The sequence below is a fragment of the Haematospirillum jordaniae genome, assembly GCF_001611975.1.
Taxonomy (GTDB): domain Bacteria; phylum Pseudomonadota; class Alphaproteobacteria; order Rhodospirillales; family Rhodospirillaceae; genus Haematospirillum; species Haematospirillum jordaniae.
Window position 1 is genome coordinate 63,019 of the sequence record NZ_CP014527.1, and the last position, 14,134, is coordinate 77,152.

Sequence of the window (14,134 nt, forward strand, 5' to 3'; positions counted from 1 at the left end):
TATCCCTGCCCCGGGCTCTATCAGCTCTCAATATCGTCATCTCATTCACACCCCTGCGGTACAGGTGCATGGCCACTTGCGGCGCGGAACAAATCATCCCAGCTTTGGCCGTCCTTTGGAAGGATCAGCTTTCCCCCCGTTGTTTCGGCCATACATCGCCCATCACCAGAACCATCAACACTAATCACATTAATACGGATGTTGGGCTTCCGTGCTTTCAGGGCACGGGCAACAGCGCAAGGATCACCCCCGCAACTGTCTTCACCGTCAGTAACGACAACAATAGTCCCGGGGACCCTGACCCCATCAAGCATGGTTCCGGCGCGCTCCAGACCACGGGCCAAGGGCGTACCCTGACGGGGTGTGATCGAACGCAGCTGTTCCAACAAGCGCATTCTCTCATCAGCTTTGAAGAACTTGTAATTATCTGTTCCCTCGCAACGCCCGAAAACCAGAAGACCAAGATCAATATGACGTGGTAGTGTCTTGGTCAGATCTGCCACGGCATCCTTGGCTGCATCAAGTCGAGATCTCCCACCCTGTAACTTCGAAAGCGCAAAGCTGTTCCCACCTATAACCTGCCGCATGAGCATCTGAACCTGCGATGGTTTCAAGTCTGCTGACAAGCCCATACTGCCTGAAGCATCAAGCAAAACAGCTACTTCTGGGTTCTCCCACGCTTTTGCTTTGGGGGGACAAGAGGCAGGCCGCGTATCCTTGCTTGCCTGTTTTTGTGGGGTATCATCGGGCTTGAATGGCAATATAGGTGGCTTCACAGGTGGAACCGGCGGTTCTACAACATCTTCAACCGAATTCAGATCACCGGAAGGAGGAGGCCCGGGAACCGGGGCAGGCAAATCCAACATCGCATTTTGACTTGGTACACGACACTCAGCCAAACGGCGCATAACCTCGCGCTCAGCATCAAGAATATCCGCAATTAATGCGTTTTGATCATCATCTGATACAGGTGTCTGCGCTACCTCTTCCCTTGAAAGGGGAAGAGAATAATCACACCGGTGCAGAAAAAAACTAATCAGAAGTAACAATAATAGAACGGCAAGCAACCAAAGCCACCAGCGACGTCCTGAAGCAATAGGGCCTGCATTATGGGATGCAGGTAGATTCAATCCAGAACCTACATACCCCCATCCTATAATAACAGGTTGACCATTCTGTACTATAACCTGATCAAATCCTGGGGTTACAGTTGCTTTTTCAATCAAGTCCGCAAGAGCAATGTTGCCAGAAAGACGGTAACGTTCCCCTAAATGCCGTACAAGCTCCAACCTCTGAAACAAGAGGTCGCGAACCCGATTTTGTTCAGGCAACGCTAACGAAGACAACAGAACGGGCTGGCCCGGAAGAGACGACCACCATTCTAGATCTTTCCCATCATTTGATAACAACGGTTCAGCAAATAATCCCGAAATAGTATCGGGAAACGCCGGTGAAAGAATCGCTGTTAACTCCAGCCAAGCACGTTGGCGATAAGATAATGAATCAGGCTCGCCCCCGACAAGCCAACGCGTTGGTTCACAACAACACAGACGCACGCGTACAGACATGCTGGTTCAGCTTTCTCGTCTTGCAAAGATCGCAGATTTATGGAGAAATCCTGTCACACACAACACTCCAGCCTGTTTCGTATTAGTTATAATTCAGGATTCGTGTCGGGGTTATCCTGATCATTCAGGAATATCGCTTATCCCGCTTCCGAGGCCAACCAATTATCTATGGCTTTCTGTAGCTTTGGTGATGCCAAGGCCTTACCGCGTTCTAGTTTGGATAAATAGCCCTGCTTTATACCCAGAATTTCTGAAACCTGCATTTGGCTTTGTCCTGTTCTCTTACGATGAGACTTGATCGCTTCAGCAAACCCATCAGGGGATACCTTGTGTTTGGCCGCAAGCGGTGAAATAACCTGAAGGGCTTTGTTGGGCGGGACATCACGGGACAATTGTCTGTAATAGTCCTTCACTTCATCCGGAGCCTCTATTGCTATGGTCGCAAGAACCCATTCCTGTCCCCATCCGCGCTTTTCAAGAATTTTTTCGTTCCAGCGGTCATACTGCCACCCGGCAATCACACCATCAGCTTGCAACTGCTCCAGTGCCTTTTCGAGCCGGGCCCGTGTTTTTGATGGATAGCGTTCGTTGACAACTTCACCCACAGCATCAAGAAGGGTCTGAACACGATAGACCTGAACAAACTGGCCCGTTCTGGCAATAGCTCGCCAATGCCATGAAACATAGCGGGTCAGCCGTTTTTCCCACTTCCGCCTGTATGGATCATACTGTAACGCCTTGCGAAACAATAATCCTGTCTGCCGCCCAGACCCGAATAGAAAGCTGGCAAACGCCTTACCTGGACGAAATATGAACCGTTCGACGTCCATATAACCATCCAGCCTGATTTGGCCCATACGATCTGTAATAATAAAAGGACGGCTCTGCAATGTCTTGGTTACTGGCTTTTTTGACCGTCCTCCCTTGGGGTCACTCTCGTAAACTTTGACCTCAGCAATATTAAGCCAAATGTTCTGAATATGACTTAAAGCCCGAATAATTTCTTCACGTTGTTCGGGTTCATATCCGCCTCGCCGACCTTGTCCACCTCGCTTGGGCTTCAAGCCGCGCATGGAAAGAATCTCATCAACATCAGCAATCGCCCCATCTTCAGGGGTTCTGGCTTGATTCAGGTAAATAGCACACAAGGCATCCAAAGCATCCGCGTCAATGTCTGATAACTCTGACTGTTGTTTCCACATTGTCTGCGCCCATGCCTGAACCTGATCACGAGGCAAATGAGGGTCATGTTCAACAACAGGAGGACGCAGCTGGGCATATCCTGTTGATCCACCACGGGTTAACTCGGCCGTAGGCCAAGGGGTACCATCAACCCGGCGAAAGGTGTTTTTATAGAGGGCTTCCCGCAACCCTTGAAAGTGCCCAGAAGACAGAACTACAAGCATATCGCGTGGAAGTCCCGGACGCATCTCATGGCCAGGGTCTCGGATACCCAGTATTTCTTCTAGATATGGCAATGGCTTATGAGGAGGAGACAGTAGTTCAGCGATAGCCTGCGCTGCTTCCTCGGCATAAACACCGATTAGGCTTCCTATCATGTCTGATGTAACAGGGACAGAACGTCTCTCATCCTCTGCCTTCCAGGATGAGGCATTCAAGACAAGCCAACGGGCAAGTTTTGACAGATACGCCTTTTCACGGACCATATCTTCAGCCATGCGCCGACATACAAGCTGAGTGCTCTTGAAATTAATTTCTCGTTCTTCCGGAGCTCCGTGTGTTTCCTTGATATAACATTCAATCAGGCTTTTTTGTATAACTGCCTCAAGAACATTAAGAATACCATTTGTGCTCTTTTCAAGGGCGTCGCATACATCCTGTGTCAGCTGTTCCTTGTCATCATCACAGTGATCGGGGCTAAGGACAAAACCGGCAATTACAGCTGTAACGGGATAAAGCGTTTGACCATCAGGACGCACAGCAGAGCTGTCAATCACAACCCGACGACCATCATGAAGTGTAATCTTCAAAGACTCTGCTTCAGCGGTATCCCTCACAAGTCTATCCTTCCAGTTGCTTCATAATAACATTTACGACAATGACCCGCTGGATACAAAGGAACAATGCCCCCGTATGTTTTCTGTCAGACTTTTTCTCTTTTACGCAGCGCATGGAAACTGGCAAGAGCATTTAGCTGCCCTGATGGTCGCAGAAGCATCCCTGCTAGGAAAGCTTGTCTGCTTTTATAAATGTATTCTTGGGGTTTTATAGCAGCAACAGCAACAGCAAACGTTACCTGTAAAGGACCATGTTGTTGACAGCCTGTTTTCCAAGCCCATTCTGAAACCCCTAACTGATGTGCCAAAATCCTTGCCGCCTGAAACCAGTCGTCAGGTTTTGCTTCTTCCGGACTTTCAAGAAACTGAGAGGTAATAACTGCGGACAAAGGAGTACAGAAATTCTTAAGAAGGTCTGTTTGTGACCTCTGAAGAGACGTTAATGGTTTTACTTCTGTAAGGTAGGGCAAAAGCGGTTCAGAGGAAAGATCTGTAAGGCTAACTACTTTTTTTGCTGAGCTGTTTTTTGTTTTGTTTTCTTTTGTAGATATATGGTGGAAATTCGTTTCCTGGTGACCGGAATCAGATTCATATAAATTATGCATGCATGACCATGTCAACATATGAACGTGGCCTGCATAATCGGTAATTTTTCTTTCGAGGTTAAGGATATCCTGCTCAAAACGAATTTGCTCCTCTGCCGTTGCCGATGAAAAACTGTTATAAAGGCGTAAAAACTGGTTAAAGATTTGCTCTGACTGCAAAAGGATGGGCTTGGCTACGTCTAGTGCCTTTTGAAGAGAAGTATCGTCAGAATGTTCCCACAACAAGACATCCAATGCATCAACAGCTGTACGAATATCTTGCAAAGCGGCACCGATAGAACGCCTCTGGCTTTTCAAGCTGTTACGTTGCGCCTTAAGTTCTTGGGCAACAGATTGAAACTCTGTATGTTTCTCAATAACAGGGGCCAGATTGATTCCATATGCCGATACAATTGAGCCATCTGCAGCCCTGAGAGGGGTACGACGGTTTCCAGGACCCCGCTCAATGGAAATAAATCCTGCTTTTTCGAGAGCAGACAAGTGGTTGCGTATCGTACGTTCACTGACGCCCAGACAGCCGGCCAATTCAGCATTACCTGGAAAAACAAGTGGCGAGCATGCAGACGTCCAATCCTTTGGCGAGGAATAGTCAAACAAAAGCTCCAATGTTGATAGCGCTTCACGGGGAAATGGGAGGTGATTTCCACAACGGCGGAAAGGCTCTAAGAGTTGTTTCGGATGATTAATTCCTTCAGGAATACCCTTGAAAGTCGCCACAGCAGCAGCAGCATCAAAATGGCCATAGGCCTTGCGGACATGCCCTGTTGGTGCTGGCTTGGCACAAGCAACACCACGATATTGTGAAACGCTCACGTCTCAACTCCTTGTCGTCTTTTCCGCAAGGACGCCAAGAGGCTGCTTTGTTCTGACATAACCGGGCGTGCAGTACAGGGGCTACCTGACCGCTCTTCCTTGTGCTACAAGGAAGGTGTGTGAACCCTAATTAAGCATGCAGCGCACTCTTTGTCTGCGGCTTTGTGTGAGGGGATTTTCGGGTGGTTGACGTGTGCAAGACGTCAACCACCCGTCATATATCTTCTAGAATCATCTTTTTCTCCCTACTCTGCGCAATGATCCCAAGTCCGGCTGCTAACGCAGCACCAGTGCAACGTAGGAAATAACACACCCGTCCTATGGACTTTGAACGACCTAGCCCCGTAAAATTAATAAATGTTTTAGGGAAGAATATTCTGCACCGAAATAGACGAATAATTCTTTGTTTTATATAACAAATCGTGGATACAGAGAAACAGCCTACGTGAAGTTTAACCCCGACTTTCGGAAGTTATGACCCCGACTCTCCCCACATATAACCCCGATTCATAAAAAGCAGGAGCTTAACGCCTTGTCATATATGGTCACGATAACCCCAACATTATTCCTTCAAGGAATATATGGAGTGATCTGATATATAAGAGAAAAAGTGATAATGGTCTTGATGGACCCGACCATATTCCCATGATCACATCCATGAATATACCTTTTGTCGAGGTTATAGGTAACATACCCACACCGTAGAAACAGGCATACCGCGGGAGGAATCATATACGAGTATCTATGCATACACCGTACACACCGATGCAGACGGCGATTCCATGATGGCTCTGCCTGATGGACCGTCATTATGACGTCTGACAAATCCCGGCCTTGATAAAGGCGCTGATATGGTGGGCAAGTGCCGCAGAATCAGCTTTTACTCTTTCCGTCCCCAAACGAGTAAGCGCTTGATCAACAAGATCCGGAGGCAAGGTGCGCCCTCGACGCAGAAGCAAGAGATCCTCCTCGAAATCACAAGAGAATTCCGGGTGGGCTTGAATTCCGAGGGCTTTGTTGCCATAGGCCAGCATCGCATAAGGACAAAAAGAGGAAGAAGCAAGAACCGTTGCTCCAGGAGGACACACTACAACCTGATCCTGATGGATGGCGTGTAGCTGCAAGCTGTTCCCAGCAGAGTCGGGGGTTTGCAACATATACTCTTGGACACCGATGCCCCATCCCCGCTCGGACTTACGAACAACACCACCCATAACCTCAGCGAGGATTTGGTGCCCGAAACAAATCCCTGCAATGGGAACAGACTTTGTAATGGCCTGCCCAAGGAATGTTTTTAGGCGAACCATCCATGGTAAATTCTCGTAAACGCCGTGACGAGATCCACTGATAATCCATGCTTGGCAGAGCGATACATCTTCCGGGAACACATCATCAATGACCGGGTAGATGGAGAACGACCAATCCGGTTCTTCACGGGCCAGAAAGATTCGGATCATGTCCGCATAAGACCCATGCTGTTTCACTAGTTCATCTGGTGGTCGTCCGGTTTCCAGAATACCAATGTGCACGCTTCACCTCTCTTGCCGGGGGGGAGCATATTCAGGCCTGTCTGCTGCCATCAGGCATAAACAGTCATGCGCGGCAGTTGCAGCAAGCAGTGCTGTTATGTCTGATACATCATAGGCGGGAGCCACTTCAACAATATCAGCCCCGATGATCTTCAGACCGTTTAGCCCTCGCAAAATTTCCAAGAACTGGGATGAGGACAGTCCACCAACAACAGGGGTACCCGTTCCAGGCGCAAAGGCTGGATCCATACAGTCTACATCGATCGTAACATAGCACGGCGCAGCACCAACACGATCGCGGACAACCTGAGACGCTTTTCCCGGCCCTTCCCGATGGATCCATGGTGCGGTCAGGACACGAAAACCATAATCCCGGTCATTGTGGGTCCGTATACCAAGCTGAACGGAGCGGGCCACATCCACCAGTCCTTCCTGTACTGCACGGGCAAACATGGTGCCATGGTCCACACGACACCCATCATCATCCCACGTGTCACTATGTGCATCAAAATGCACCAAGGCCAATGGACCATGGACTGCGGTATGAGCCCTCAAGAGAGGATAGGTCACAAAGTGGTCCCCCCCGAGACTGACAAGTTGCGTACCTGTGTCCAGAATAGCGCGCGCCTCGCGTTCAATCGTTCCGACAATGCCGTCCGGATGATGTGGATCTAGGAAGCAATCGCCGTAATCAACCACCGACAAGCGTGTAAAAGGATCAAAGCCAAATGGAAAAGCTTTCAGCTCGGCCAAGGAAACTGATGCAGCCCGGATAGCTCGTGGACCAAGCCTAGCTCCCGGCCGATAGGTAACTGCACCATCAAAGGGAATTCCCATAACGGCAATATCAACGCCCTGCAAATTGCGCGTATAGGGGCGCCGCAAAAAACTCAAGGCACCACCATAGGTCATCTCAGGCCACCGTCCATAAGGATCTTGCCGGCGAAAAGCCTGATCACCAACTGGCTGACATGGATCCATTTTATTCCTTCCCGCAAGACCGGATATTTCGTGGCCAGCCAGAATATAATAGTATCAATCCACAGGGCGCGACAGCACCCACCAAGCATCACCTAGGCCCCTGTTTTTGTCGACCCACTGCATCAACAGCCAACAGGATTCTGGTTACTCGTAACTGTCAGCATGATTGGCGCTCTATGCCGGATACAAAGGATACTGTGATGAACAAGCAAATTCTTGATCGTGCCACTTGGGCAACGCGGGCCGATCTTGCCTTGGCACGAGGAATAGAAGGGAGAGCTTTTATCGGAGGCAAGTTGACCGATTCGGCTTCCGGAGACGTTCTTACATCTTACAGCCCGATCGACGGTCGCCCGTTGGCTGAAGTTGCATCATGCGGGGTTGCTGACGTTAATATAGCGGTTGATTCCGCACGGGCCGCTTTCCAGGATCGGCGATGGGCCGGCCTTGACCCATCAGAGCGCAAGAGAGTCCTGCTGACTTTTGCAGAGAAAATCGAGCATCACTGTGAGGAGCTGGCGCTGCTGGAAACCCTTGATATGGGTAAACCCATTACAGACAGCCTTCATTGTGATGTTCGGGCAACCGCACGAACATTCCGCTGGTATGCCGAAGCTATCGACAAGGTGTATGACGAGATTGCACCAGCTCCAACATCCGCTCTGGCCCTGATTACACGGGAACCCTTGGGCGTTGTGGCTGCGGTTGTTCCATGGAACTTCCCCATGATTATGGCCGCTTGGAAAATCGCCCCTGCCTTGGCTGCCGGAAACTCGGTTATCCTGAAGCCGGCAGAACAGTCCAGCCTTACCGCCATTCGGCTTGCTGTTCTGGCAGCAGAAGCCGGCATTCCTGCGGGGGTGTTCAATGTGGTACCCGGTTATGGAACCGTTGCCGGCAAGGCTTTAGGTCTTCACATGGACGTTGACGGGGTTTTCTTCACTGGCTCCACAGAAGTTGGCAAACATTTCCTAGAATATTCGGGTCGCTCCAACATGAAGAAAGTCGGGCTGGAGTGTGGTGGCAAATCGGCCCATATCATTCTGAGCGACTGTTCTGTACTGGATGAAGCCGCCCGAGCTGCAGCAGAAGCCATTTTCTTCAATCAGGGGGAAATGTGCACGGCAGGCTCCCGTCTTGTTATCGACCGACGCATCAAGGACCAAGTTGTAGGTATGATTCTGGCACATGCCGACACCATGCAGCCAATGGATCCTCTCGATCCGGCCTGCCGTCTTGGCGCCATGGTTGATGAAACCCACACTGAGCGAGTCATGGGATACATTGATGCGGGACGTCGTGAAGGTGGTCTAGTAATCAAAGGAGGAGGACGTGCCAACCCTGTTGACGGCGGCTGTTATATTGAGCCCACAATTTTTGATAACGTAAATAACTCCATGCGCATCGCTCGCGAAGAGATCTTTGGCCCTGTCCTATCCATCATAACCATCGACAGTGTCGAGGAAGCTGTAAGAATTGCCAATGACAGCCCCTATGGTCTTGCTGCAGCCGTGTGGAGTGACAATGTTAACACCATACACACCGTTTCCCGCTCTTTGAGAGCGGGGGTTGTTTACGCAAACTGCTATGATGCCGACGATATCACTGTACCCTTCGGGGGGTATCGTCAGTCTGGTATCGGCCGTGACAAATCTTTGCATGCATTTGACAAATATACGGAAATGAAGACAACTTGGCTTCAGATCCGTTGATAACCGGGGAAACCAGCGTGTTCTTTGCAGGCTGGTTTCCCCCCTTCTATGCCCGATAAACCCGCAAAGGCGCAGAGGACTGGGTCGTCGGCATGATTTCAATACGGTTGATATTGACATGCGCGGGCTGGCTGACAATCCAATGAATGGTCTCGGCTATGTCCTCTGGCTGAAGGGCAGAGGCTCCTTCATAGACGGAACGTGCTTGTTCGAGGTCATCGCGGAAGCGAACTCTTGAAAAGTCGGTCTCAACCATTCCCGGCTCAATACATGCGACGCGCACACCGGTACCGTGCAGGTCCGTGCGTAAATTAAGGCTGAACTGGTGCACAAAAGCCTTGGTTGCACCATATACATTCCCGCCTGGATATGGGTATGTACCGGCAATAGATCCCATATTGACAATGATAGCACGGCTGCCCGCCGCAACAAGTCGAGGCAAAAGGCTATGCGTAACATGAACAAGACCTGTTATATTGGTATCGATCATGGTTTGCCATTCTTCAGGACGACAGGCCTGTGCGGGCTCCATGCCCAGTGCCAGCCCCGCATTATTCACCAAGGCTGTAATGTCAGAAAAACGAGCAGGTAAAGCTGCCAGTGCTTTTTCAATGGCTACAGAATCCCGGATATCAACACACAAAGGCCAAACCCACTCATGACCACCAAGTTGATATTGCGCTTCTTCTAGACGCTCCGCACGGCGCCCGATCAGCACAACCTTCCATCCGTCCTGAACAAAACGTTTGGCAGCGGTTAGGCCAATGCCAGATGTTGCGCCTGTAATAACAAGTGTTTTTCCCATGTATATAAGGCCCTTAGAATATCCTATAAGTTGATAGACCTTAGCAATTGATAGACAAGGGCACAACACTGGATATCTTTGCAAATCAGGTCTCACTGATGGAGAACAGCAACCTAAAGTGCATTAAGGCTGAGTGGAAGCAGGAAACATGTAAACGGCAGTAATAGATACCTATGATGCGCTCATTGCGAATCACCCGTATCGTCTACAGAAATGATATTATTATACATTGCATAAAATACCGACTTCTCTATTCCATTAATACGTTTATTATCACACCCCCTTTAGCAGGGGAAAGGGGAGGCATTAAATATGACAACACCATCCACAAAGATACCTAATCTTGATGTTCCCGTTGATATCCGGCGCGAGCATTCTGCTCTTGTCATTACCATGCACGACCCTGCAACGCGAAATGCCGTCGGGGAGGTTCTGTTCCAGAAAGGCCGCGAAGCCTTGGAAGAGATCAAGCATGACACCTCTATACGATCCGTTATCCTGACAGGTGCGGGAGGTACGTTCTGTTCAGGTGGTAACTTAAGCATGCTGACCACATTGCGTCAGCAGCCACAGGAAAGAACACAGGCAGCGTTTGAAAGCTTCCATGGCTTTATCAAGGCCATTCGATCCGCTCCTGTGCCCGTTATTGCTGCCATTGAGGGCGATGCCGCAGGAGCTGGTTTCAGCATGGCATTGGCATGTGACTTTATCATTGCTTCAGAAACAGCTCGGTTCACCATGGCATATGTCCAAGTTGGACTGACCCCAGACGGCGGCGGATCATGGTTCCTGACACGGTCGTTACCTCACGCACTGGCTTCTAGGCTGGTCATTCTGGGAGAACCGATATGGGCACGCGAACTTGATCGCTACGGCCTGATCCGGCAGATGGTTCCTGACGGCGAAGTAACAGAAGCTGCACGAACCTTTGCCATGCTCATTGCACTTGGTCCTAGATGCGCGATGGAGAGAGGGAAAAAGCTTCTACAGGCTGCAGCCAACAACATGTTGGATACCCAGCTAGATCTGGAGGCCCAGAACTTTGGCGAAGCCTTGCATCACCCAGAGAGTATTGAAGGAATGCGTGCATTTATGGAAAAAAGGGCGCCACGTTACACATAATATATATGAATATAAAAAATAAATTTCATACCTCATTTTAATGCTTAATCATCTCCATTAATGGATATTTACATCATTATAATATCTATTAACTATAAACTATTTGACAAAAAGCCAGCAAATTGTATATTTGTCGCACAATTAGAATTAGATATTTGCAGGTACTTAAATCGCATGTGTATCAAAAATATGAAATCAATATTTGCATTATTTGCTGGAATATCCATTCTTTCAATAAGCTCAGCGCATGCTGATATTGCGTCTAAGAATAGTTATGAATATAATAATGGCTCATGCATAAAAGATGAAGTTGTTAAAGAAGTGATGGTAGGAACTGATGATTACGTACACTTCAGAGTGCGGGATCATTGGTTCAAATACTATAACTATATAAACAACGCAGATACGCAGGCAGCCTATAAGATACTGCTTGCATCTCTCATTACAGGAAACACTATTTCAGCCGGATACGGCACTTCAAGTTGCTCTAGTAATTTTGTATCGACTATTAATATGCATGATTCTTGATCCCATGAATTAAGCATATCTCGCATTGACGCATCATCCCACGCAATCAGGTACGATCAATGCGAGATGATATTTCATCACATCTGCTTTCCTTGGCTCAAGGTGGGCCAAGGAAATAAATAAACGCTCTAAATTATTGATTTAAATAAAAACTTTTATAATGTATATTATAATTTAATAAGAAATTGAAGTATGAAATTATTTTTAATATAAGGATAAAAAATAATCATCCATGAGTTATTAATATATTTATATAATACATCTTTCTTCAAGGCGTAATTGTGCAATAAACAAATCCAATAACTTAAAAAGCGTTCTATCAAAAAAATAAAATGCATTAAATTCATTAATGATAAACTAAGTATTAAAATCAAAGTATAAATTCTCTAGCCAATCAAATTGGCATAAATAAAAGTGACGAAAAAGGGGTTCGCAATATTATTCTTTCTTCTCTAATCACAGGAGACAATGCAACGGCCTACCGACGCGGCTCAGACGGCTCGCAAGAAATGGTAACAGGCATTGTTCTTCATACAAAATGACATACATGGGAACAGAACGCATTCTCGCAGCATGGAGAGTGGCCATAACTTATGTGACCATTTCCCTTTCCTGCCTGATCCTGTGTAATTCTGCGGGAGCAGTATCGCACAATGTTTATCTTGTACACCCAAATGCCATCTCAAATCCTGGAGAACATACCTATGCAAACGAGATAGAGCGTCTTCGGGAAGCACTGACCGATACACTGCCAGTTCATGAATATGTTGTACAGGCAAGCCCTACAGTGGCCACGTCAACAACGAACAACCATATATCCCATGCATTGGAACGGATAGTGCATACCGTGCCAGAGAGCCTGCGTATCACAAGAGCAAACCGTAATCATTCTGTCATTACACTTATGAACCTGTCCAATGATAACAGAAGTGCACAGCAAAGTGTTGACCTGATTGTAAGAGACCGCGACCTTTATGTGATGGGGTTCATAAACGGCCCTTCAACACAAAGAACCTTCTATCGCCTGCGCACACCCCCGGGAAGACGGGAACCACATGTTCCTGCTCTGCCGTCGACACTTGGCAATCCCTCAGACATACGTTGGGCAACACATCGAACAACAGATCTTGATCTTAACTATGACTACCCAAACTTGGAGTATACAGCCGGGATAGGACGTTACTCAGGGAATCTTGATATCTCTCTTCAGTCCCTGCGTGCTGCAGTCATGACTCTTGCCGATTATTCAGGCTCTACAGCAGAGAGGGCCCAGAAAAGACTAGCCGGAGCCATACTCCGCATCATTGTAGCCTATTTTGAAGGAGCACGCTTTCGCAGCATTTCACAAGCAATAGAGCAAGCGGGTTTCGATAATGGGCAAGAATGGATCGTAACGCCACGGGAGGCCCGGATCACCAATGCATGGCGCGAATTGACAGAGTTTGGTTCTATTAACGCATTGAACGACACAAACACACAAACTCTTGCCTTGCGTGCTCAGGGCGGAATGTATCGGTTCTCTGCCAGCCTCAACAATTTGCAGCATGAATCATGGTACAGAACAACGGCTGTTGTCTTGGCAACTCAATGGTATCGGGCTAGGCACAACAGTTGCCCTCCGGCCGTCAGGCGCCATCCTCGCGACTTATCTCTGCATACAGACCCTTGCGAGGATCCAACTGAAAATAATGCGGCAAATAATACATTGATCCGAATTGGAAATTCATACTATGAAAAAGTAATTGGATCAGCTCTTCACATTATAAATTAATGAAATTGGATATAAAAATGAGTCATAGAATTATTAAATTTGCATCTGTCATTTCCATCGCAGCAATGTCATCCCTGTATGCATCTAGCGCCAATGCCGCAACATATGGAACATGCTTTGAATTGAAACCAATAGAATTTGTTAAGGTTCATGGGAATAACGAAGTTATCTTCAAAGTCGAGGGAAACGAGACGCGCTATAAGCTCATTGATGGAACAAATACCACAAGTGGAAAGTCTATGCATCAAATGCTTATGCTTTCAATGGCCAGCGGTACACGAGCAACTGGTCATAGTGACGATGTCCAATGCAGTGATGCTCTTGTAAAAAGCATTGTTCTATATAATTCTTAATTGATTAGGCTTTATAATGAAAAAATTTCTTACATCATTGGCTTTAGTTCTGTCAATAACCGGAACATCACACGCCTGCTTTTATAATCAAAGTGTAGAAAGCGTTAAGGCTCATGGAGCTGGCCCTATAAACTTCAAACTTTTCAATAAAGATAAAGAATATACATTGATTGATGCCGCTAATACAGATGGCGGAAGAGCCGAATATAAAATACTACTCTTAGCAATGGCCACAGGTTCAAAAATAAGCGGTGCAACAGACTATCATAGCGACTGTGATAATCACATGATAAAGAGCCTGACATTGCATTCGGATCAATAGAAATGAA

The 14,134-nt window shown here is 47.7% G+C and carries 12 protein-coding genes; 6 read left to right on the top strand and 6 right to left on the bottom strand.

The features are described 5' to 3' along the window. Nucleotides 1-41: 41 nt before the first annotated feature. The 5 genes from AY555_RS10490 to speB all read right to left on the bottom strand — a co-directional run bounded on the left by AY555_RS10490 (nt 42) and on the right by speB (nt 7,514). On the bottom strand, nt 42-1,568 hold the full coding sequence (locus AY555_RS10490) for a VWA domain-containing protein (protein WP_066137097.1): 1,527 nt from the start codon (nt 1,566-1,568) through the stop codon (nt 42-44). 137 nt (nt 1,569-1,705) lie between these two features. Further along, complete coding sequence (locus tag AY555_RS10495) at nt 1,706-3,586, bottom strand: helix-turn-helix domain-containing protein (protein ID WP_209315849.1); 1,881 nt, start codon at nt 3,584-3,586, stop codon at nt 1,706-1,708. A gap of 86 nt (nt 3,587-3,672) precedes the next feature. Beyond that, entirely contained in the window at nt 3,673-5,004 is a 1,332-nt protein-coding gene (locus tag AY555_RS10500; protein WP_066137099.1) for a helix-turn-helix domain-containing protein, read from the bottom strand. Nucleotides 5,005-5,813: 809 nt separating this feature from the next. Beyond that, a complete protein-coding gene (locus AY555_RS10505) occupies nt 5,814-6,533 on the bottom strand; it encodes a type 1 glutamine amidotransferase (RefSeq protein WP_066137101.1) in 720 nt (239 codons plus the stop codon). Between the two features lie 3 nt (nt 6,534-6,536). Then, a complete protein-coding gene (gene speB, locus AY555_RS10510; RefSeq protein ID WP_066137103.1) occupies nt 6,537-7,514 on the bottom strand; it encodes an agmatinase in 978 nt (325 codons plus the stop codon). A gap of 200 nt (nt 7,515-7,714) precedes the next feature. Between speB and AY555_RS10515 the strand changes: the two genes are divergently transcribed. Continuing rightward, entirely contained in the window at nt 7,715-9,226 is a 1,512-nt protein-coding gene (locus AY555_RS10515; protein ID WP_082812205.1) for an aldehyde dehydrogenase, read from the top strand. Nucleotides 9,227-9,272: 46 nt separating this feature from the next. On the opposite strand, the gene AY555_RS10520 is transcribed toward AY555_RS10515, so the two are convergent. Further along, on the bottom strand, nt 9,273-10,031 hold the full coding sequence (locus AY555_RS10520; RefSeq protein ID WP_066137105.1) for an SDR family oxidoreductase: 759 nt from the start codon (nt 10,029-10,031) through the stop codon (nt 9,273-9,275). Between the two features lie 312 nt (nt 10,032-10,343). On the opposite strand from AY555_RS10520, the gene AY555_RS10525 reads away from it, so the two are divergent. The 5 genes from AY555_RS10525 to AY555_RS11865 all read left to right on the top strand — a co-directional run bounded on the left by AY555_RS10525 (nt 10,344) and on the right by AY555_RS11865 (nt 14,127). Next, the gene (locus tag AY555_RS10525; protein WP_066137107.1) at nt 10,344-11,153 is read left to right on the top strand and encodes an oxepin-CoA hydrolase, alternative type; all 810 of its coding nucleotides are present in this window, start codon (nt 10,344-10,346) and stop codon (nt 11,151-11,153) included. Between the two features lie 174 nt (nt 11,154-11,327). After that, a complete protein-coding gene (locus AY555_RS11860) occupies nt 11,328-11,681 on the top strand; it encodes a hypothetical protein (RefSeq protein ID WP_156483408.1) in 354 nt (117 codons plus the stop codon). Between the two features lie 547 nt (nt 11,682-12,228). Then, nucleotides 12,229-13,452: a ribosome-inactivating family protein gene (locus AY555_RS10530; protein ID WP_167798479.1), complete on the top strand. Its 1,224-nt coding sequence runs from the start codon at nt 12,229-12,231 to the stop codon at nt 13,450-13,452. A 17-nt stretch (nt 13,453-13,469) separates the two neighbouring features. Then, the gene (locus tag AY555_RS10535; RefSeq protein WP_066137111.1) at nt 13,470-13,805 is read left to right on the top strand and encodes a hypothetical protein; all 336 of its coding nucleotides are present in this window, start codon (nt 13,470-13,472) and stop codon (nt 13,803-13,805) included. A 16-nt stretch (nt 13,806-13,821) separates the two neighbouring features. Continuing rightward, nucleotides 13,822-14,127, top strand: a complete 306-nt coding sequence (locus AY555_RS11865; protein WP_156483409.1) for a hypothetical protein — start codon at nt 13,822-13,824, stop codon at nt 14,125-14,127. Nucleotides 14,128-14,134 lie beyond the last annotated feature (7 nt).

Excerpts from the sequence above, each read along its gene's own strand:
- AY555_RS10490 (WP_066137097.1), bottom strand. The coding sequence starts at position 1,568 with ATGTCTGTACGCGTGCGTCTGTGTTGTTGTGAACCAACGCGTTGGCTT.
- speB (WP_066137103.1), bottom strand. The coding sequence starts at position 7,514 with ATGGATCCATGTCAGCCAGTTGGTGATCAGGCTTTTCGCCGGCAAGAT.
- AY555_RS10515 (WP_082812205.1), top strand. The coding sequence starts at position 7,715 with ATGAACAAGCAAATTCTTGATCGTGCCACTTGGGCAACGCGGGCCGAT.
- AY555_RS10520 (WP_066137105.1), bottom strand. The coding sequence starts at position 10,031 with ATGGGAAAAACACTTGTTATTACAGGCGCAACATCTGGCATTGGCCTA.
- AY555_RS10525 (WP_066137107.1), top strand. The coding sequence starts at position 10,344 with ATGACAACACCATCCACAAAGATACCTAATCTTGATGTTCCCGTTGAT.
- AY555_RS11860 (WP_156483408.1), top strand. The coding sequence starts at position 11,328 with ATGTGTATCAAAAATATGAAATCAATATTTGCATTATTTGCTGGAATA.
- AY555_RS10530 (WP_167798479.1), top strand. The coding sequence starts at position 12,229 with ATGGGAACAGAACGCATTCTCGCAGCATGGAGAGTGGCCATAACTTAT.
- AY555_RS10535 (WP_066137111.1), top strand. The coding sequence starts at position 13,470 with ATGAGTCATAGAATTATTAAATTTGCATCTGTCATTTCCATCGCAGCA.
- AY555_RS11865 (WP_156483409.1), top strand. The coding sequence starts at position 13,822 with ATGAAAAAATTTCTTACATCATTGGCTTTAGTTCTGTCAATAACCGGA.